The following is a 20,172-nucleotide window of genomic DNA, read 5'->3' on the forward strand; positions in this document are numbered from 1 at the left end:
CCGGCGCCGGTGCCGGTGCCGGCCTGCACGCGCGTGGCGACGCGCTAGCGCGACGCCACGGCCGTCGCCTGCTTCGATCGTTCGTCCTGCATCGGCTGCGACGCCTGCCACCAGTACTTGCCCGCGCGCTGCTGCGGGTCGCGGATCGCGAGATACGTCGTACTCCAGAGTTGCGCCGCGTTGGCTTCGGTCGCATCGGCGCTGCGCGTGCCGAATGCGTCGGTCTGGTACTTGCCGTTCACGTAGGACCACGTCCACATTTCCGACGTGCGCATGTCGCGTCCGTTCGAGATCACCTGCCAGATCGTCTGCCGCGCCTGCGCGAGCAGCGTGCGTGTCGTGGCCGACAGGTCCTGGCGCGCTAGCTGGCGATCGAGCCCGGCCACCCACATCGCCTGCTGCCACGACCAGACTACCGTGCCGTGATACGCGGAGCTCGTGAACTTCGGCCACAGCGACGGGCTCGCATACGCGGGGTTCGCGATCAGCATCCCGGCATCGGTCACGAGCCCGGTCGGGAACGGCCGCGTGACGTCGCCGACGATCCGCTGGAGCTGATCGTCCGGCGGCGTGCCGAACAGCAGCGCGAAGCCGCCGTCCGAATGCATCACCGGAATCGGGTTGCCCTGCTGGTCGAGCGACAGCGCGTAGAAGGCCAGCGGTGCGTTGGGCGCGGCGCCGGCCGGCACGCCGGCGGATGGCGCATAGGCCGACACGTCGGTGGCCGCCTGCGCGGCCGGCACGCTGACCTGGAACAGCGGCGGCGCCTGCGTTTCCCATGTGGCCGCTTCGTTCGCCGTGTTGGCGAGCGTCGCGCGTTGCTGCGCATCGAGATACGGATCGAGCAGGCCGCGGGCGAGGAACGCGTTCGCGGCGCGCAGCGCGGCCGGCACGAGCACCGCGTTCACGTCGTACGGGTACACGCCGCCGCCGAGGCCGTCGGTGCTGTCGCGCCAGTTGCCGACGATTTCGCCGGGCCGCAGGTGGATCAGGTTTGCCACCGACGGTTGCTGTGCGAACGGCTGCGCGGTCGTCGCGACGTGCAGCAGGTTGACGACGAGGCGGCTGCCGTTGGTCTGCCCGTCGCTGCCGCGCTGCGCCAGGTACGCGGCCGCGCGGGCCTGGCCGCGCGTGTCGTCGATCAGCCACGCGGCGGCGATCGGTGCGAGCAGGTAGTCGCTGTCGATCATCTTGTAGTCGTAGGTCGGTGTCGCATCGTTCGGCCGCCCGTTCTTCTGGTTGTCGACCAGCGCGAACTCGCCAATGCCTTCCTCGTGCGCGACCTTGCCGTCGGCCGACAGGCGGCTCAGCACCGACGACAGCCCGGCCTCGATCGCCGCCGGTTCGAGCACGGGCATCAGCATGCGGACCGAGATCAGCGTGTCGCGGCCGAAGTACGTGTCGTACTGCCACGAGCCGGCCAGCAGCTTGTCGTTGAAGCTCAGGAATTCGAGCACGTTCTGGCTGACCGGGTCGGGGTTCACGGACGGCGCGAACAGGTTGGCGTGCGTGATCGGCGACAGCGGCGTCTCGCCCGACAGCGCATCGATGTGCAGCTTCAGCGTGTGCGAGCCGGCCGGTGCGTTCAGCACGAGCTTGCCGCCGGCCGCCGGCGCGATGCTGCCGCCGTCGCGCAGCGTGATGCGTAGCGCATAGCCGGGCGCGCCGTCGAGCCGGTCGCGTTGCCATTGCGCGGTGCTACCCTGGACCGTCGGCGCGGTGAGGATCTGCGGCGGAATCGTCGCGCCGCCGTTGAAGTCGCGCAGGAAGCGCACGTTGCTGAGCACGCCCTGGCGGATCGTCAGCGTAGCGGTATCGACCGACACGTCGGCGCCGATGCCGTACAGCGGACGGCCGTGCGCGTCCGGGGCCGACAGTGCGGCCGGCGGCGTGTCGAGGCTCCAGTTCACCGGCTGCGCGGTGTCGTCGAACCACAGCCCGGTGCCGCTATTGCCGGCGGGGAAGACCACGAGCAGACGCGGCTTCGTGGACGAGCGCGCCAGCAGATGCGCGGCGACCTTGTCCTGCCGGTAGAACGCGTTGATCTGGCCGCCGGTGTCCATGCGGAACGACAACGCGGCGGTGTTCGACGGCGGGTTGTTCGATTTGACGTCGTCGTCGTTGCAGGCCGACAGCAGGCCGGCGCAGACGAGCCCGAGACACAGCGACTTCGCAAGGCGATGCATGTTGATGTCCCTCCTGATGACTCGCGATTTTTTATCTGGATGTTCCAATCGACGGATCTTGGGTCCGTCTGATCCCGTTTTGCATTCATTGCGGCGAATGGCGGGAATTAAAACGGGGTGTTGCGCTTCTTCGAAAGGAAAACAGGTTGGCAAATAACCGGTTGGCCGATAAATGCCGAAAGCTGAAAACGGCAGAGGTGTGCGTCGATGCCCCGCGGGAAAGGCGATGAGACGGGCCTTCGCGCAGGTGAGCGGCGAATCCGGGGCGGCGCGGAAAATGATACGTAAGCCGTCGTAGGCGATTCTAAATTTACCGGAAAGTCGAAGTCAATAATGTTTTTGTTTTCTAATGTTGAATTGAAAAATGGGATGAAATTATTGCCAGTCGCTTCGGTAAAATGTGCGATTCAATGGATTCGAATTAACGTACTCCGGATATCCGGTGACAAAACGACCGGAAATACGATGCCGGGCCGGGCATTGATGCCCAACAGGAAATGAATCGCCGCGTTGTGTCGGGCAGTGTCGTGACAGGCCGACATGCAAATCGCGGTACGCGCGAGGCCGAGCAAACCGTGTTCCTGCGCCTGTGCCGCACGGCGACGGATCGTCGATTGATCGCTAGACAGTCCAAGGTTCACAAGCGTCATGTTTCAACGTTCTTGATAGTCGTCTGGCAATGATCAATCGCTTTTTTCAACCGTTAGCGGAGTCCGTGATGCCTGCAAACAATCTCAAAGTTCGCCCTTTGGTCGGCGGGATCAAAATTGTGACCCCCAGCAAGATCGGCACTTTAGGTCTGGTCGTGGAATATGACGGCGGCACGTGCTTTGCGACGGCGGGCCATGTGTTCGGAAAGAAGGATGTGAAGGTGGGTCAGCCCGATGACGCAAACCACGTGGGCGATCTGCTCATCAACTTCCTCGAGGAAAATCAGGATATCGCCCTCGTGACGGTGTTGTCGGGAGTCAAGGCAACGGCCAATGAGATATGGACGGACAGTGGTAAAAAGCCGGTGGAGTTCGGCTCAAACGTTCGTCCCGTAAAGGGCCAGCGTTTGTGGTTGCAAGGTGCGCTCTCCGGTCTCGTGAATTGCTCGGTTGCCGAGGCGGATGCGGATATCACGGTGCCTGGCACCAACGATAAGGTCAAGAACGTCGTCCTGCTCAACCTGGACGGCGACGCGCAGACCCAACCGGGTGACAGTGGCGCGCCCGTGGTGGGAAACGTGGATAGCAAGGACGTTTGCTACGGCGTGTACGGCGGGAAAGTCGTGGTCAGCTCAAGAACGTATGGATGGTTCACGCCGTTCGAGAACCTGGTTTGGGATTAGTTCGGCGTGGTCGAATGTGACGCTGTCAAGGCCCTGGGTGCAAGCGCGCTCGGGGCTTTTGCATTGGGGCGCCGGAACGCGAACCGAGTCGACAGGCGCCGGAGCGTCGCAACGCACGTGCCGACCTCAAGATACCGTCCATTGCCATCGGCAAGTTTGGTAGGCTTGTCGCCTGCGCGAGCTTGTCGGATCCTGATGCCGGGCAGGAGGGTGACCGTGAGCGAACGGCGGAAGGGTGTAAAGTGCCCGGCTGCCAAGGACGACAGGCCAATCGCCGAACCAACACGAACAGGAGCGAACGAAGTGATCAGACATATCGTCATGTGGAAGTTGAAGGAATCGGCCGAAGGCGCGACGCGCGCGCAGAACGCGCTGAAGCTGAAGGAAAAGCTCGAAGGCTGCCGTGACCTCGTGCCGGGCACGCTGCAGATCGACGTCGGCGTGGCGACGCCGGGCCTCGATGCGACCGCCGACATCGTGCTCGTCTCCGATTTCGCCGACAAGGCCGCGCTCGACGCATACCAGGTGCATCCGGTTCACCAGGAAGTGAAGAAATTCGTCGTCGCGGTGGCCGAATCGCGCGAGTGCGTCGACTACATCGTCGACAACGCGTGATGAGCGACGCGGCAACTCCGACGGAAGGCCCGTCGATCGAAAGCCCGTTCGTCGATCTGCTCGGCGTGCAGCTCGTGTCCGCGAAGGATGGCGCGAGCGAGATCGTGCTGCCGCTCGAGGAGCGGCACATGAACACGTGGAGCATCGCGCACGGCGGCGTGACGATGACGCTCGCCGATATCGCGCTCGCAATGGCTGCGCGCAGCCTGACCGACGACGGCGTCGGCGTCGTCACGGTCGAGATGAAGGTGAACTTCATGCAGCCGGGCCGCGGCGAGCTGCGCGCTTACGGGCGCGTGATGCATCGCTCGACGACGATGGCCTACTGCGAAGGCGAAGTGCGCGACAGCGACGGCAATTTCGTCGCGAAGGCGCTCGGCACGTTCAAGTACATGCGCCGGCTCGCGGTCGGCCGGGACATCAAGCGGCAACGCTCGCGCACGGCGCCGGACGCGCAGCCCGGCCCGAGCGACGCGTAAGCACCCGCCACGCACGGCCCTGTCTCTTCGATGCGGCAGGGCTATTCCGTTTTGGAGCACGGGATGGCGGTACATGGCACGGCGCGCCTGCCCGGCGCGCGCGTGGCATCATGTGACGCTTGCCCGTTCACGACGCCGCACCGGCGCCGTCCACACCGATGCCGCTGAATCCGAAGATCGCCCAGGTGCTCGACATGATCGAGCGCGCGAAACGCCCGTCGTATCACCATCAGACGCCGCAGCAGGCGCGCGCCGCGTACGAGAAGAGCGCGCCGATCCTCGACGTCGCGCCGGCGCCGATGCATGCGGTGGAGGAATGCGTCGTGCCGACGCGCGACGGCCGCACGATCGGCGCGCGGCTGTATCTGCCGGTCGCGCCGAGCCTCGCGGAGCCGCTGCCCGCGCTCGTGTACTACCACGGCGGCGGCTTCACGGTCGGCAGCGTCGATACGCACGATGCGCTGTGCCGGATGTTCGCGCACGACGCGCACTGCGCGGTGCTGTCGGTCGGCTACCGGCTCGCGCCCGAACACAAGTTTCCGACCGCGGTGAACGACGCGGACGACGCATTGCAGTGGCTGCATCGCGAGGCCGCCACGTTCGGCATCGACGCCGCGCGGCTGGCGGTCGGCGGCGACAGCGCGGGCGGCACGCTCGCGACGGTCTGCGCGGTGCTCGCGCGCGACGCGGGCATTCGTCTTGCGCTGCAGCTGCTGATCTACCCGGGCGTGACGGGCCACCAGGACACCGAATCGCACGCGCGGCTCGCGAGCGGCTACCTGCTGACGCAGGACACGATCCAGTGGTTCTTCACGCAATACGTGCGCGATCGGGCCGATCGCGACGACTGGCGTTTCGCGCCGCTCGACGGTACGCGCGGCGCGCCGTCGTTCGCGGGTGTCGCGCCGGCGTGGATCGCGACGGCCGAGTACGATCCGCTGAGCGACGAGGGCGCCGCGTACGCGGACAAGTTGCGCGCGGCCGGCAACGCGGTCACGCTGGTCTGCTATCCGGGGATGATCCACGAATTTTTCAAGATGGGCGGCTACGTGCCCGAGGTGCGGGCCGCGCATGCCGATGCGGTCGCGGCGCTGAAGGCCGCATTCGACGAGGTTTGACGGCGAGCGCCTGACGGCGCGCACGCCGCGGGAGGATGGCGATGACGAACGGCGTGGGCGCGGTGGAAACGGGCGACTGGACGGTACTGGGCGGCGACGCTGCGCGGATCCGCGACGCGGTGTTCGTGCGCGAGCAGCAGATTCCGCCGGAATGGGAACTCGACGACGACGATCCGCTGTCGCTGCATGCGGTCGCGTACCGGACCGACGCGGCGACCGGGCTGCGCCGCGCGGTCGCGACGGGGCGGCTGCTGCCGTCCGGCACGATCGGCCGCGTCGCGGTGCTGGCCGACGTGCGCGGGCAGGGCGTCGGGTCGGCCGTGCTGAATGCGCTGCTGGACGCCGCGCGGCGCCGCGGCGAAGCCGTCGTGCGGCTGTACGCGCAGGATTCGGCGGTGTCGTTCTATCTGCGGCACGGCTTCGCGGCGGTCGGCGAACCGTTCGTCGAAGCCGGCGTGCCGCACGTCGAGATGGCGCGCGCGCCGTAGCACGCCACGCGTGCGCTCAGCGCGGGCGCGCCGCGTCGATATCGAACGTGAACGCGCGCTCGAACGCGCCCGGGCGCACGGTGCGGTGCGAGCCGTCGTCGTCGCTGCGCTCCTTGACCTCGACCGTCAGCCGCACGCCTTCCTTCATCGTGACGCGCAGCGCGGTCGTGCCGCGCGTGCCGTATTCGGGCGTCTCGATGAACGCGGCCGACAGCGCGCGCTCGCGCTCGATCGGAATGCCCGTGTGCGGCAGTGCGTCGTCGTCCGCGACGTGCGGGTCGCGCATCAGCGCGATCAGTTCGTCGAGCGACGGGGTCGGATTGTCGGTGAGCAGCGTGCCGAGCTCCGCGCGCTTGCGCACCACTTTGGGCCAGGGCGTATCGAGCCGTGCATTCGACAGCGCATGCACGCCCGGCTCGATCGCGACGGGCGCGGCGACCCGGCTTTCGCCCTCCGGCGCGCGGTTGCAGAACCATGCGAGTTCGCGCCGGCGCCAGTCGCCGACGAGCAGGTTGAAGCCGTTGTAGACGGCCGCATGCTCGGCAAGCTGCGCGAGATAGTCGAGCGGCGCGACCGGCGTGCCGCCGAGAAAATCGGATACCAGCTTGCCGCGGGTCGGCGCGCCCGCGCGGATGTCGAACGGCGCGCGGTAGTTGGTCAGCGCGGCGAAGCGGCCGTCGCGCGAGACGCCGAGCCACGTGCCGCCGGCCTCGAGGTCGCGGCCGGCCAATACGCCCGGCACGTCTTCCCACCACGAGAGCGGCGCGCTGGTCCGGCGAAAGAACTCGTCGCGATTGGCCACGAGGGTAAAGACGGGACCGGCGGCGGCATCGGGCTGCCAGTCGAAGGCAATCAGACACATCGGGCGAATCTCTCGCAGGAAACGTCGCGCGCCGGCTGCGACTCGCGAGCCGGCGCGCGAACGGGTTGTCGGTGCATCAGGCTTCGGTCGGCCACGCGTACGGCAGCGCGTCGAACGCGAGCGCCGGGCCGTCGGCCGAACCGAGGTGCACCGTGCCGCTGTCGAGCGCGGCGAGCTTGATCTCGACGAGCGCGTCGACGCCGCCCGCCGGCGCGGCCGCCGCGTTGACGATCATCCCGCACGGCTGGCCCGGATCGTCGCTGTGGAACAGCTCGACGCCGGCATGCACGGTATCGGTCTCGCCGGCGACGTGCGCGAGCGCGGTGCGGCGCTTGATCGTGCCGCGGTACTGGCTGCGCGCCACCACTTCCTGGCCCGGGTAGCACCCTTTCCTGAAGTTAACGGCACCGATCACGTCGAAGTTGACCATCTGCGGCACGAACTGTTCGACGGCCGGCTGCGTGATGCGCGGCTCGCCCGCGCGAACGTCGAGCCAGTCCCACACGGCGGGCGACACGACGGGCAGCGTGCCGGCGAGCGCGGCGACGCGCGCGTCGACTTCGGCGCGCGGGCCGATCCACAAATAGCGCTTGCGGCCGGCCGCATCGGGCACGCGGATCAGCGCGCCGGCCGGGCCGTCGACCTTCACGTGCACGCCGTCGGGCAGCGCATCGAAGATGCCCGACAGCGCGTCGCGCACGTCGCCCGCGAAGCCGGCCACCGCGAGCGTGTCGCTCGCGTCCGTCAGCTTCGCCTTCGCGCGCAGCACGAACATCGACAGCCGCTTCTGCACGGCCGGCTGCACGTCCTTCGACACGAGCAGGCGCACGTCGTGGCCGGCGCGCCACGCGAGGAACGACGCGAGCAGCCGGCCCTTCGGCGAGCAGTACCCGGACAGCCGCGCGCTGCCGGCATCGAGATGCTCGACGTCGTTGGTGAGCTGGCTGTGCAGGAACGTCGCGGCGTCGTCGCCGGCCACGTCGATCACGCCGAACTGCGGCAGCGGCATGCAGGCGGCCGGCGCATCGAAATCGGCGGCCGACGGGCGGGGGAAAACGGGGAGCGAGGCGGATGCGGCCTGGGCAGCCGGTGAAGCGAACGGTGTGCTCATGGAATGAGGGAACAGTCAACCCTGACTTTGACGGAGGCGAGCAAGTATTATATGGGTCTTACCTGAGTCACGTTTCCATGTCCCTACTGAAGAAATGCGCCGCGACGATCGTGGCGCTGGCCGTCGTTGTGGCCGCTGCCGGCGCGGGCGGCGGGTATTACTGGGCGACCCGGCCGCTGTTGCTGGGCTCGGCGTCGCTCGACGTCACGATCAAGCCGCGCAGCAGCGTGAAGAGCGTCGCGCTGCAGCTCGAGCGCGGCGGCGTGCCGGTCGAGCCGTTCGCGTTCGTCGCGATGACGCGCGTGCTCGGGCTGTCGAGCCGGCTCAAATCGGGCAACTACGAATTCAAGACCGGCATCACGCCGTATGACGTGCTGCAGAAGATCGCGCGCGGCGACGTGAACGAGTACGTCGCGACCGTCATCGAAGGCTGGACCTTCAAGCGGATGCGCGCGGAGCTCGACGCGAACCCCGATCTCACGCACGCGACGGCCGGCATGAGCGACGCCGAGCTGCTGCGCGCGATCGGCGCGCCGGAGAGCGCGGTGCAGCGCGGCAGCGGCGAGGGGCTGTTCTTCCCCGACACCTACCTGTTCGACAAGGGCACGAGCGACCTGAACATCTACCGGCGCGCATACCGCCTGATGCAGGCGCGCGTCGACGAGGCCTGGGCCGCGCGCACGCCGGGGCTGCCGTACAAGTCGCCTTACGAAATGCTGACGATCGCGTCGATCGTCGAGAAGGAAACCGGCCATGCGGCCGACCGTGCGTTCGTCGCGGCCGTGTTCGCGAACCGGCTGCGCATCGGCATGCCGCTGCAGACCGATCCGTCGGTGATCTACGGGCTCGGCGACGCGTACGACGGCCGTCTGCGCAAGCGCGACCTGCAGGCCGACACTCCCTACAATACCTACACCCGACGCGGGTTGCCGCCCACGCCGATCGCGTTGCCGGGTGTCGCCGCGCTGCAGGCGGCGATCAATCCGGCCCCGACGAGCGCGCTCTATTTCGTCGCGAAGGGCGACGGCACGAGCGTGTTCTCGGACACGCTCGGCGACCACAACAAGGCCGTGGACAAGTACATACGAGGTCAATAATGGCGAGCGGTAAATTCATCACGTTCGAAGGCATCGACGGGGCGGGGAAGACCACCCACCTGCAATGGTTCTGCGAACGCCTCCAGGGCCGGCTGGCCGCGGCCGGCCGGCAGGTCGTCGTCACCCGCGAGCCGGGCGGCACGCAGCTCGGCGAGAAACTGCGCGAGATCCTGCTGAACCAGCCGATGGATCTCGAGACGGAAGCGCTGCTGATGTTCGCCGCGCGTCGCGAGCACCTCGCGCTCGTGATCGAGCCGGCGCTCGCGCGCGGCGACTGGGTCGTGTCCGATCGCTTCACCGACGCGACGTTCGCGTACCAGGGCGGCGGGCGCGGGTTGCCGCGCGACAAGCTCGAGACGCTCGAGCGCTGGGTGCAGGGCGGTTTCCAGCCCGATCTCACGGTGCTGTTCGACGTTGCGCCGCAGGTGGCGAGCGAGCGTCGCGGCGCCGCGCGCATGCCCGACAAGTTCGAAAGCGAATCCGATGCGTTCTTCTCGCGTACGCGCGCCGAATATCTGCGGCGGGCGGAGGAGGCGCCGCACCGCTTCGCGATCGTCGACGCGACGCGATCGATTCCCGAGATCCGCCAGCAGCTCGAACGCGTGCTCGCCGCGCTGTAACCCGCAAGGAACGCACCCCATGATCTATCCGTGGCAAACCGACGACTGGAACCGCCTGCAGCAACTGCGCGCGCAATGGCCGCATGCGCTGCTGCTGCACGGTCAGGCCGGGATCGGCAAGCTGCAGTTCGCGCAGCATCTCGCGCAGGGCTTCCTGTGCGAATCGCCGCAGCCGAACGGCGAGCCGTGCGGCGCCTGCGCGGCCTGCAACTGGTTCTCGCAGGGCAACCATCCGGACTACCGGATCGTGCTGCCCGAGGCGCTGGCGGGCGAGGCGCCGGGCGCGGCCGACGACGCGAAGCCGGCCGACGCGGACGAAGGCGGCAAGAAGACGCGGGCGCCGAGCAAGGAAATCAAGATCGAGCAGGTGCGGGCGCTGCTCGACTTCTGCGGGGTCGGCTCGCACCGCGGCGGCGCGCGCGTCGTCGTGCTGTATCCGGCCGAGGCGCTCAATGTCGCCGCGTCGAACGCGCTGCTGAAAACACTGGAGGAGCCGCCGCCCGGCGTCGTGTTCCTGCTCGTATCGGCGCGCATCGACCGCCTGTTGCCGACGATCATCAGCCGCTGCCGCCAGTGGCCGATGACCGTGCCGGCGCCGGAGGCGGCCGCCGCGTGGCTCGCGGCGCAGGGCGTCGACCACGCCAGCGCGCTGCTCGCCGAAGCCGGCGGCGCGCCGCTCGCCGCGCTGGCGCTCGCGAGCGACGAGAATCGCCCGCTGCGCGACTACACGCTCGGGCAACTCGCGGCCGGCGCGGCGTGCGACCCGTTCGCATGCGGCGAGACGCTGCAGAAGCTGCCGGTGCCGCTGGTGCTCGGCTGGCTGCAGCGCTGGCTGTACGATCTGCTCGCGCAGCGGATGGCCGGCGCGCCGCGCTACTTCCCGACGCACGCGGCCGCCTTGGCGCGCTGCGCGGAAGCGGTCGACGCGAACGCATTCGCGCGCTTCATGAAAGCCGTGACGCGGCAGCGGACGGTCGAGAACCATCCGCTCAACGCGCGGCTCGTATTCGAGGAATTGTTTCTCGGATATCGGGAAATGTTCGCTTGATCCGGCATTGTTTCCGATGGGTTGCGAAACGATGAACGGGTCCCGCTGCGGCGCGGCCGTGGCCGCCCGGCCCGCGCACGTCGCCCGGTGCCGCCAGCCGGCGGGCGCATGAGCGCCCGTCTCACGTATTCAGGAAACACGATGTTCGTCGACTCTCACTGCCACATCAATTTCAAGGGCCTGGCCGACCGCCTGCCGGCCGTTCTCGAGAACATGCGCGAGCACGACGTCACGCATGCGCTGTGCGTGTCGGTCGATTTCGAGACGCTGCCGGACGTGCTCGCGATCGCCGAAGCGCACGACAACGTGTACGCGTCGGTCGGCGTCCATCCCGATCACGAGGACGCGCGCGAGCCGACGCTCGCGGAGCTCGTCGAGCTGGCCGCGCACCCGAAGGTCGTCGCGATCGGCGAAACCGGCCTCGACTACTACCGCCTCGAAGGCCGCTCGATCGCCGACATGGAATGGCAGCGCGAGCGTTTTCGCACGCACATCCGCGCGGCGAGCGCGACGATGAAGCCGCTGATCATCCACACGCGCGCGTCGTCGGAAGACACGCTGCGGATCATGGCCGAGGAGCGCGCGGACGTGCCGGGCGGCGTGATGCACTGCTTCACCGAGCCGTGGCCGGTCGCCGAGCAGGCGCTCGCGCAGAACTTCCATATCTCGCTGTCGGGCATCGTCACGTTCAAGAACGCGACCGACGTGCAGGACGTCGCGCGGCGCGTGCCGCTCGACCGGCTGCTGATTGAGACCGACTCGCCGTACCTCGCGCCGGTGCCGTATCGCGGCAAGCCGAATGAACCTGCGTACGTCAGCCATGTCGGACGCTTTATCGCATCCGAGCGCGGGATCGCCGTCGAGGCGCTCGCCGATGCGACGACGCAGAACTTTTTCCGGCTGTTCAAGATCGCCCGCTAACGACGCGCGCGCAGCCGACAACCCAGGGAAGGAGCCCACAACAATGACGAAGCCGACCAACCATCTGTCCAAACGCGCCCTCGTTGCCGCCGCATTCGTCGCGAGCGGCCTGTTCGCCGCCGCCGGCGCGCATGCCGAGTCGCTCGACGCGATCGTCAAGGCCGTCAAGTTCGACGACATCGCCGATATCGGCAAGCAGCTCAAGAGCGGCAAGCTCGATCCGAACACCCTCGCGCCGAACGGCGACCCGATCCTCGTGATCGCCGCGCGCGAGAAGTCCGACAAGGTCGCGGCCGCGATCGCGACGACGCCGAACGTCGATCTCGAGAAGGAAGACAAGGCCGGCGAAAACGCGCTGATGCTCGCATCGCTGAACGGCGACCTCGGCCTCGTCAAGCTGCTGATCGACAAGGGCGCGGAAGTCAGCAAGAAGGGCTGGGCGCCGCTGCACTACGCGGCGACCAACGGCCAGGACGCGGTCGTCAAGGTGCTGCTCGACCACGACGCGTACATCGACACCGCATCGCCGAACGGCACGACGCCGCTGATGATGGCCGCGCGCGGCAATCATGCGTCGACGGTCACGCTGCTGCTCGACCAGGGCGCGGATCCGCAGGTGAAGAACCAGCTCGGCATCACCGCGCTCGAGTTCGCGAAGCACTACAACGCGCCGGACGCGATCGAGATCCTGAGCAAGCGGACGACGCGTATCGGTGCGGGCACGCCGGCAGATGCTCAAAAGAGTGCAAAATAACGGTTTTTGGTGCGGCGGCGCCTGTCCGGCCAGCCGGCTTCCGGGCGGAGCAGGGCATCCGTTGCCGCACCGGCCAACGCAGCAGGCGGTCTCGGGCCGCCTTGACATAAGAAGGAACACCATGTTGCGCGCAATGTTTTGTGCCGCGGCGTTTGCCGTGCCGTTGTCGGCGGCGGCTTTCACGGGCGCGGATCTCGACCGGCTGTGCGCGAAGACGGACGTCAAGTCGCGGGCGTCGTGCGCGGCCTATATCGAAGGCGCCGCCGACGGCGTCTACAACACGATCGATGCGATCGGCGGCACCACGGGGCCGCGCGTCGGCCAGTATTTCTGCCTGCCGCCCGACATCCGGGCGCAACAGATGACGGACGCGGTGCGCAAGTACATCGCGGAAAATCCGAAGCTGGCCGACTACAACGCGAGCACCGCGGTGTCGCTCGGTCTCGGCAAGGCGTTTCCCTGCAGGAACGGCAGCTGATCTGACGCCGTGTCCGGGCGCGTGCGCGGCCCGGGCGTCGCCGACGCATCCAGGACGAAGCCAGTGGGCTTCATCACTCGAGGGCGCCGATGATTTCAATCGAGGAACTGCAGCGCATCGCCGATGCGCCGCTGCATTCGTGGCTCGGCACGCTGGGCGTGTCGGTCATCGTCATACTGGTCGTCACGGTCGTGCACCGCCTCGGCGCACGCATCGTCAAGCGCATCGCGCAGCCGTATCCGCTGATGAGCGCGATCCTGCGCTACATCGACAAGCCGTCGCTCGTCGTGCTGGCGCTGCTGGCGCTTGAATTCCTGTGGATCCAGGCCGACGACGGCATGTCGTTCGTGCGCGGCATGCGCACCGCGGCCGCGGTCGGCTCGATCGTGTCGCTCACGTGGCTGCTGGTGCGGCTCGCGGCCGGCGTCGGCGACGCGATCATCCAGGCCCATCCGATCGATACGGCCGACAATCTGCAGGCACGGCGCGTCCATACGCAGGCCAAGGTGCTCGTGCGGACCGTGATGGTGCTGATCGTGATCATCGGCACCGGCGCCGCGCTGATGACGTTCCCGAACGTGCGCCAGATCGGCGCGAGCCTGCTGGCGTCGGCCGGCGTCGCGGGGCTGGTCGCCGGTATCGCCGCACGGCCGGTGCTCGGCAACCTGATTGCCGGGTTGCAGATCGCGCTCACGCAGCCGATCCGGCTCGACGACGTGGTCGTGATCCAGGGCGAGTGGGGGCGTATCGAGGAAATCACCGGCTCGTTCGTGTCGGTGCGGCTGTGGGACCAGCGGCGCCTCGTCGTGCCGCTGCAGTGGATCATCGAGAACCCGTTCACGAACTGGACGCGCAGCAGCGCGGAGATTATCGGCACCGTCTACCTGTCGGTCGATTACCGCACGCCGCTCGCGCCGCTGCGCGAGGAACTCGCGCGGCTCGTCCACGCCGCGCCCGAGTGGGACGGCCGCGTGCAGGTGCTGCAGGTGACCGACGCGACGGAGCGCACGATGCAGTTGCGCGCGCTCGTCAGCGCGGCCGATTCGTCGTCGTGCTGGGATCTGCGCTGCCGCGTGCGCGAAGGGTTGATCGCCTATCTGCAGGACCGCTATCCGCAATGCCTGCCGCGCAGCCGGATGGAGCTGTATCCGCACGACGCGGCGCCCGATGCGCCGAATCGCGAACGGCCGCACGTGCGCTCGCCTGCCGCCAGCACCGCGGCCAACACCGCCGCCGACCCGCAGGCCGTCGAAGGCCGCTGAGCGCGGCCCGGCCCCTGCTTGCCATTTCCCGTTCCCATGACCGCGCTGAAGACGCTTGCCATCGCCAATTACCGCTCGCTGCGCGAGCTGATCGTGCCGCTCGCGGCGCTCAACGTCGTCACGGGCCCGAACGGCAGCGGCAAGTCGAGCGTGTACCGCGCGCTGCGGCTGCTCGCCGATACCGCACAGGGCCGCGTGATCCCGTCGCTCGCGCGCGAGGGCGGCTTGCCGTCGACGTTGTGGGCCGGCCCCGAGCGCTTCTCGCGCGCGATGCTGGCCGGCGAGGTGCCGGTGACGGGCACGGTGCGCAAGGGCCCGGTGAGCCTGAAGCTCGGTTTCGCGTGCGACGATTTCGGCTATGCGATCGATCTCGGCCTGCCATTGCCGAGCCGTTCGCAGTTCGCGCTCGACCCGGTGGTCAAGCGCGAATGCATCTGGGGCGGCGCGGTGCTGCGCCCGTCCACGCTGCTGGTCGACCGGCAGGGCGCGCAGATCCGCGCGCGTACCGCGTCGGGCGACTGGCTGACGATCCCGCAGCCGGTCGCGAGCTTCGACAGCATGATGACCGAATTCGCCGATCCGACCGGCGCGCCCGAGATGATCGCGGTGCGCGAACGGATTCGCTCGTGGCGCTTCTACGACCATTTCCGGACCGATGCGCACGCGCCGGCGCGCCAGTCGCACATCGGCACGCATACGCCGGTGCTCGCGGACGACGGCGCCGACCTGGCCGCCGCGCTGCAGACGATTCGCGAAATCGGCGATGCCGCGGCGCTCGACGCGGCGATCGACGACGCGTTCCCCGGTGCGTCGGTCGAGATCGACAACCCGGGCGGCCGCGGCCGTTTCGACGTGCTGATGCGCCAGCCGGGGCTGCTGCGGCCGCTGGCGGCGGCCGAGCTGTCGGATGGCACGCTGCGTTACCTGCTGCTCGCGGCCGCGCTGCTGACGCCGCGGCCGCCGGCGCTGATGGTGCTGAACGAACCGGAGACGAGCCTGCATCCCGATCTGCTGCCGGCGCTCGGCCGCCTGATCGCGCAGGCCGCCCGGCGTTCGCAGGTGCTGGTCGTGTCTCACGCGGCGCGGCTCATCGCGACGCTCGAGCGCGAGGCCGGCTGCGAATCGCTGGTGCTCGACAAGCAGCTCGGCGCGACCGCGCTCGTCGATGCCGACTCGCGCGACCTGCCGGCCTGGAAGTGGCCGTCGCGTTGACAGCCTGACGGTGCGCCCTGGGGCGTGACCGGCCCGGCCGGGCCCGCTGCGAGGCGGCCGTGACCGGTCGGCCGAATGTATCCGGTCTGTAACAACCCCCAAAAAATGAAAGACCAGCGGTTCCGCTCATCGGGATCGCGAATAATAATGAGATATTCGGCTGGCGCCACGCCGGCCGGCGCCGCATGGACGCACGGCGGGCGCACGCAAGCGCGCAATCCCGCCGGCCGTACCGCAACGGACAGGACACAGGAGACGTGGACCATGAGAATTGCCCAGATCGCCCCGCTGACCGAATCCGTGCCGCCGAAGCTGTACGGCGGCACGGAGCGCGTCGTGTCCTACATCACCGAGGCGCTCGTCGACCTGGGCCACGATGTGACGCTGTTCGCGAGCGGCGATTCGACGACGCGGGCGACGCTCGAGCCCGTGTGGCCGCGCGCGCTGCGGCTCGATTCGTCGATCCGCGACCGGGTCGCGCCGCACATGCTGCTGATGGAGACGGTCGCGCGCCGCGCGAAGGATTTCGACGTGCTCCATTTCCACATGGACTACTACTCGTTCTCGGTCTTCAACCGGCAGGAAACGCCTTACGTGACGACGCTGCACGGCCGGCTCGACCTGCCCGAGCAGCAGCCGGTGTTCGACACCTTCAACACCGCGCCGGTGATCTCGATCTCCAATGCGCAGCGCCAGCCGCTGCCGCAGGCGAAATGGCTGACGACCGTCTATCACGGGCTGCCCGATACGCTGTACATGCCGCAGCCCGTCGAGCCGCGCTATCTCGCGTTCCTCGGCCGCATCTCGCCGGAAAAACGCGTCGATACCGCGATCCGCATCGCGCGCCAGTGCGGGCTGCCGATCCGGATCGCCGCGAAGATCGACGCGGCCGACCAGGAATACTTCGACCGCGAGATCAAGCCGCTCTTCGCGTTGCCGCACGTCGAATACATCGGCGAGATCGCCGATCACGAGAAGGCCGAATTCCTGTCGGGCGCGCATGCGCTGCTGTTTCCGATCGACTGGCCGGAGCCGTTCGGCCTGGTGATGATCGAGGCGATGTCGTGCGGCACGCCGGTCATCGCATTCAACCGCGGCGCGGTGCCCGAAGTGGTGGACGAGGGCGTGTCGGGGTTCATCGTCGAGGATGAAATCAGCGCGGTGGCCGCGGTGAACCGGCTGCACCTGCTGCCGCGTGCGCGCGTACGGCAGCGCTTCGAGGAGCGCTTCACGTCGCGCCGGATGGCGCAGCAGTACGTGGACGTGTACCAGTCGGTGATCCGCGCGCAGAAGCGCTCGCGCTTCAAGGTGATCGACTCGACGACCTGAGCGGTCCGATCAGCCTGGCTGACCTGACGCGCGGCGCGGGCGGATAAAAAAACGGCGATGCCCGCGAGGACATCGCCGTTTGCGCATGCCCGGCGCGCAGCGCCCGGGCAGTGCGTCAACGTCAGATCTTGAGCTTCGTGACCTTGGTGCCGTTGATCGACACGTCGCCCATCAGGCCGGCGTTCGTCAGCACGACGACCTGGATCGGCGCGGTGGCCGTGTTGGAATCGACCGCGCCGTTCGCGCCCATCTTCACGAGCGCGACCGATGCGCCGGCGCCGGCTGCCCAGCCGTCCGAGCTGCGGAATTCGTCGAGCGCCTGCTGCGTCATGAACAGGAACACGACCGCCTTCGACTGCGCGCCGGCCTGCAGGCCGACCGACAGCGACGACGTGTTGTAGTAGCCGACGGTGCTGCCGCCGACGCGCAGCGCGCCGTTGCCGGACTGGGCGCCGACGATGAAGCCGGCCTGGAGCACTTCGGGGAAGACCAGCACGCCGCGCGATTTCGCGACGAGCTCGCGCGAGCCCTTGACGGTGGAGTACATGCGCGACAGCGTGGCGTCGACGCTCGCGTCGATCGACTGACGCTTCGACGCGTTGGTGGCGGCATTGTCCGGCTTGTCCGGGGTGGTGGTGCAACCGGTGAGCGCGAGGCTACCGACGATGAGCGCGGCGGCGGCTTTGAGCACAAGAGTCCGTTTTTGCATCGTTGTTCTCCATCGGATGATGTTCGGAGTGAGTCTCGCTCAAGGAGCGGATCACGTCGGCAGTTATATCACAGCGGATCAGGGCCACTTTTCGTTGCCACGTGAAAAAGCGTCAAATCGCGCGCGGGTGTCGCGGCGCGCCAACGGACGAAGCGGCGCCCGCGCGACGCATGCCTCGCACAGGGGCGTCGTGCGGGAACGTGCGGGCGATTGCAGGGGCGGCGCCCGCGGCGCGCCGGTGTCAGTGCGTGACGGGGGGAACGGGCGGCTTGATCGGCGGGCGGCGCAGCGCGCGACGGATCAGCGCGATCACGACGCCGCACGCGAACAGGAACGCGGCCGGGACGACCCAGTAGCCGACGAACGCATGCCACAGGTAGCCGGCGAGCGTATTGCGGCGCACGACGTATTCGTCGCGAGCCGCCTGCTGGCGCGGCGCGTTGGCGGCCAGCACATCGGCCGGGCAACCGGCCGCGCGCGCCTCGTCGGCATCCCCGCGGCACTTCGCGGCGGCGCCGGCGGCCTGCTGCGCGTCGGTGAGCTGCCAGGTGGTCAGCGCGAGCTGCAGGTCGGCCTTGTTGTAGGCCATTTCCTCGCGGATCTCGCGCACGGCGACGATCGCGACGGGCACGGCCCAGAACACGATCACGATCAGCCAGCGGCGAAACCAGCGGTGTTGTCTCCATGCCATCCAGGCCTCCGTTTGACGCGCGTGCGCGTTCGTCTCGAGGGCGGCCCGATGGCGCTTCTTGGTCTTGGGTGGGCCGCGTTGCAGCCATCATAGAAGAAAACGCGGCGAATTGCCGCACCCGAATTACCGCCCCTGTGGCGGCGTCGGGACGGCGGGCCGGAAAACGGGGAGGGAGGCGGTGTGTGCGCGTCGATGCGCGTGCAACGAAAATGAAAATGCCGCGCCCGCCGAAGCGGTGCGCGGCATTCGAGACGGGAGCGCCGGAACTCAGGCGGCCGGCTGATTGCTCAGGCAGCTCTTCATGAACGCCTTGCGATCGTCGCCCTTCTTGCCGGTGGCCTGCGTGTTGCACGCCTTCATCTTTTCCTGCTGCGTCATCGCCTTCGCGGGCTTCGCCGACAGGCAGTCCTTCATGAACGCCTTGCGTTCGTCGCCCGTCTTGCCGGCTGCCTGCGTGTTACAGGCCTTCATCTTGTCCTGCTGGCTGTTCGCCGCGAAGGCGGGGGAAGCCAGCATGCCGCCGAGAAGCAGTGCGGCTACGAGCGATTGGATTTTCATTTCGACACTCCCATGGGGTGAATTGCGCGTGATCGACGCCGTCATGAAGCTCGACGCGACGTGGACAGGGCCACATCGCACCACGCGTTCCGATTATGGCAAATCAAGGTGAAAACACCAAAACGGCACTTTCTATAACGTTGCGGACGCCATGGCCGTTGACGGCGCACGCGGCCAGGAGATCGGGACAAACCATGACGCGCGGCGGCCGGCGCCGGCCCGTCGCGCCGGAACCTGTCGGCTCGCGGCCGCGAGCCATTACAATCGCGGCCATGAATACATCGAACACCGCATCCCCTTCGTCCGCGGCGACATTGCCGCGCATCGCCGTACTTGCCACCGGCGGCACGATCGCCGGCGCCGCGCCCGACGCGGCCAGCACGGCCGGCTACCAGGCCGGTGCGCTCGGCGTCAGTTTCCTGGTCGACGCCGTGCCGGCGCTCGCGTCGGTCGCGCGCATCGACGCGGAGCAGATCGCCAGCATCGACAGCAAGGATCTCGCGCTGCCGCTGTGGAACACGCTCGCCGCGCGGATCGACGCGCTGATGGCCGATCCCGCGATCGACGGCATCGTGATCACCCACGGCACCGATACGCTCGAGGAAACGGCGTACGCGCTGCATCTGGTCGTCCGGGGCGACAAGCCGGTCGTGCTGACGGCCGCGATGCGGCCGGCGACCGCGCTGTCGTCCGACGGCCCGCTGAACCTGCTGAACGCGGTGACGGTGGCCGCCCATCCGGCCGCGCGCGGGCAGGGCGTGCTGGTCGCGTTCAACAACCGGATCCACGGCGCGCGCGACGTCGTGAAGACGAGCACCTATGCGGTCGACGCGTTCCAGTCGCCGGAGCTCGGGGCGCTCGGCTGGGTACAGGACGGCCGCGTCGAATTCGCGCGCCGCATCACGCGCACGCGCGACACGCAACTGGCGATCGCGGCAAGCTGGCCGCCGGTCGAGGTCGTCGCGAGCTATGCGGGCGTGACGCGCACGGCCGTCGATGCGCTCGTCGGGGCCGGCGTGCGCGGCCTCGTCGTCGCAGGCACCGGCAACGGGTCGATTCATGCGACGCTGCAGGCGGCGCTCGCCGATGCGGTCAATGCGGGCGTGGCGGTGGTCCGTGCGTCGCGCGTCGGGTCGGGGCACGTGATGCGCAACGGCGCCGCGAGCGACGATGCACTCGGTTTCGTGAGCGCGGGCTCGCTGCACCCGTTCAAGGCGCGCGTGCTGCTGATGCTCGCGCTCGCGAACGGCATTCACGATCGCGACGCATTGCAGCGCGCGTTCGATACGCTGTGATTCGAT

22 protein-coding genes are annotated in these 20,172 nt (G+C 68.3%); 15 read left to right on the forward strand and 7 right to left on the reverse strand.

Annotated features, from left to right (window positions below; genetic code table 11):
- Positions 1-44 precede the first annotated feature (44 nt).
- Positions 45-2,186, reverse strand: coding sequence for a glucosidase family protein (locus KPB06_RS15075; protein ID WP_275906150.1), 2,142 nt, complete (start codon positions 2,184-2,186; stop codon positions 45-47).
- 407 nt (positions 2,187-2,593) lie between these two features.
- The gene (locus KPB06_RS15080; protein WP_275906151.1) at positions 2,594-2,836 is read right to left on the reverse strand and encodes a hypothetical protein; all 243 of its coding nucleotides are present in this window, start codon (positions 2,834-2,836) and stop codon (positions 2,594-2,596) included.
- 68 nt (positions 2,837-2,904) lie between these two features.
- Here KPB06_RS15080 and KPB06_RS15085 point away from each other — a divergent pair, with 68 nt between their 5' ends.
- The 5 genes from KPB06_RS15085 to KPB06_RS15105 all read left to right on the forward strand — a co-directional run bounded on the left by KPB06_RS15085 (position 2,905) and on the right by KPB06_RS15105 (position 6,219).
- Complete coding sequence (locus KPB06_RS15085; RefSeq protein WP_143328707.1) at positions 2,905-3,519, forward strand: trypsin-like peptidase domain-containing protein; 615 nt, start codon at positions 2,905-2,907, stop codon at positions 3,517-3,519.
- A 303-nt stretch (positions 3,520-3,822) separates the two neighbouring features.
- Entirely contained in the window at positions 3,823-4,134 is a 312-nt protein-coding gene (locus KPB06_RS15090; protein WP_059585240.1) for a Dabb family protein, read from the forward strand.
- On the forward strand, positions 4,134-4,613 hold the full coding sequence (locus KPB06_RS15095) for a PaaI family thioesterase (protein ID WP_006483907.1): 480 nt from the start codon (positions 4,134-4,136) through the stop codon (positions 4,611-4,613). The genes KPB06_RS15090 and KPB06_RS15095 overlap by 1 nt, the downstream gene beginning before the upstream one ends.
- A 158-nt stretch (positions 4,614-4,771) precedes the next feature.
- The gene (locus tag KPB06_RS15100) at positions 4,772-5,731 is read left to right on the forward strand and encodes an alpha/beta hydrolase (protein WP_275906152.1); all 960 of its coding nucleotides are present in this window, start codon (positions 4,772-4,774) and stop codon (positions 5,729-5,731) included.
- Between the two features lie 41 nt (positions 5,732-5,772).
- Entirely contained in the window at positions 5,773-6,219 is a 447-nt protein-coding gene (locus KPB06_RS15105) for a GNAT family N-acetyltransferase (protein ID WP_060966922.1), read from the forward strand.
- Between the two features lie 16 nt (positions 6,220-6,235).
- Here KPB06_RS15105 and KPB06_RS15110 read toward each other — a convergent pair whose 3' ends face one another.
- Both KPB06_RS15110 and ygfZ read right to left on the reverse strand, forming a co-directional pair.
- Positions 6,236-7,081, reverse strand: a complete 846-nt coding sequence (locus KPB06_RS15110; protein WP_059585242.1) for an NRDE family protein — start codon at positions 7,079-7,081, stop codon at positions 6,236-6,238.
- Positions 7,082-7,157: 76 nt separating this feature from the next.
- Complete coding sequence (gene ygfZ / locus KPB06_RS15115; RefSeq protein ID WP_275906153.1) at positions 7,158-8,192, reverse strand: CAF17-like 4Fe-4S cluster assembly/insertion protein YgfZ; 1,035 nt, start codon at positions 8,190-8,192, stop codon at positions 7,158-7,160.
- A gap of 77 nt (positions 8,193-8,269) precedes the next feature.
- On the opposite strand from ygfZ, the gene mltG reads away from it, so the two are divergent.
- The 9 genes from mltG (at position 8,270) to KPB06_RS15160 (ending at position 16,913) form a co-directional block, all read left to right on the forward strand.
- Positions 8,270-9,289 (forward strand): endolytic transglycosylase MltG, encoded by a 1,020-nt coding sequence (gene mltG / locus KPB06_RS15120; RefSeq protein WP_099316487.1) that lies wholly within the window; start codon positions 8,270-8,272, stop codon positions 9,287-9,289.
- A complete protein-coding gene (gene tmk, locus KPB06_RS15125; protein WP_006478605.1) occupies positions 9,289-9,909 on the forward strand; it encodes a dTMP kinase in 621 nt (206 codons plus the stop codon). The genes mltG and tmk overlap by 1 nt, the downstream gene beginning before the upstream one ends.
- A 19-nt stretch (positions 9,910-9,928) precedes the next feature.
- The gene (locus KPB06_RS15130) at positions 9,929-10,957 is read left to right on the forward strand and encodes a DNA polymerase III subunit delta' (protein WP_059585245.1); all 1,029 of its coding nucleotides are present in this window, start codon (positions 9,929-9,931) and stop codon (positions 10,955-10,957) included.
- A 141-nt stretch (positions 10,958-11,098) separates the two neighbouring features.
- The gene (locus KPB06_RS15135) at positions 11,099-11,878 is read left to right on the forward strand and encodes a TatD family hydrolase (RefSeq protein ID WP_059645574.1); all 780 of its coding nucleotides are present in this window, start codon (positions 11,099-11,101) and stop codon (positions 11,876-11,878) included.
- 43 nt (positions 11,879-11,921) lie between these two features.
- Complete coding sequence (locus tag KPB06_RS15140; RefSeq protein ID WP_060316539.1) at positions 11,922-12,632, forward strand: ankyrin repeat domain-containing protein; 711 nt, start codon at positions 11,922-11,924, stop codon at positions 12,630-12,632.
- Between the two features lie 121 nt (positions 12,633-12,753).
- Positions 12,754-13,110: a Rap1a/Tai family immunity protein gene (locus KPB06_RS15145; protein WP_059585248.1), complete on the forward strand. Its 357-nt coding sequence runs from the start codon at positions 12,754-12,756 to the stop codon at positions 13,108-13,110.
- A gap of 89 nt (positions 13,111-13,199) precedes the next feature.
- A complete protein-coding gene (locus KPB06_RS15150; protein WP_124861793.1) occupies positions 13,200-14,372 on the forward strand; it encodes a mechanosensitive ion channel family protein in 1,173 nt (390 codons plus the stop codon).
- 36 nt (positions 14,373-14,408) lie between these two features.
- Positions 14,409-15,584, forward strand: a complete 1,176-nt coding sequence (locus KPB06_RS15155; RefSeq protein ID WP_226231869.1) for an AAA family ATPase — start codon at positions 14,409-14,411, stop codon at positions 15,582-15,584.
- 264 nt (positions 15,585-15,848) lie between these two features.
- On the forward strand, positions 15,849-16,913 hold the full coding sequence (locus KPB06_RS15160; protein WP_124861790.1) for a glycosyltransferase family 4 protein: 1,065 nt from the start codon (positions 15,849-15,851) through the stop codon (positions 16,911-16,913).
- A 121-nt stretch (positions 16,914-17,034) separates the two neighbouring features.
- Here the strand turns inward: KPB06_RS15160 and KPB06_RS15165 are convergent, their stop codons facing one another.
- The 3 genes from KPB06_RS15165 to KPB06_RS15175 form a co-directional block, all read right to left on the reverse strand.
- On the reverse strand, positions 17,035-17,622 hold the full coding sequence (locus KPB06_RS15165) for a BPSL1445 family SYLF domain-containing lipoprotein (RefSeq protein WP_059585252.1): 588 nt from the start codon (positions 17,620-17,622) through the stop codon (positions 17,035-17,037).
- A 241-nt stretch (positions 17,623-17,863) separates the two neighbouring features.
- The gene (locus KPB06_RS15170; RefSeq protein WP_059585253.1) at positions 17,864-18,313 is read right to left on the reverse strand and encodes a hypothetical protein; all 450 of its coding nucleotides are present in this window, start codon (positions 18,311-18,313) and stop codon (positions 17,864-17,866) included.
- A 267-nt stretch (positions 18,314-18,580) separates the two neighbouring features.
- On the reverse strand, positions 18,581-18,871 hold the full coding sequence (locus KPB06_RS15175; protein ID WP_059585254.1) for a PsiF family protein: 291 nt from the start codon (positions 18,869-18,871) through the stop codon (positions 18,581-18,583).
- 272 nt (positions 18,872-19,143) lie between these two features.
- Here KPB06_RS15175 and KPB06_RS15180 point away from each other — a divergent pair, with 272 nt between their 5' ends.
- The gene (locus KPB06_RS15180) at positions 19,144-20,166 is read left to right on the forward strand and encodes an asparaginase (RefSeq protein ID WP_059585255.1); all 1,023 of its coding nucleotides are present in this window, start codon (positions 19,144-19,146) and stop codon (positions 20,164-20,166) included.
- Positions 20,167-20,172: the final 6 nt, after the last annotated feature.

The organism is Burkholderia semiarida (genome assembly GCF_029268935.1).
Lineage (GTDB): Bacteria > Pseudomonadota > Gammaproteobacteria > Burkholderiales > Burkholderiaceae > Burkholderia > Burkholderia semiarida.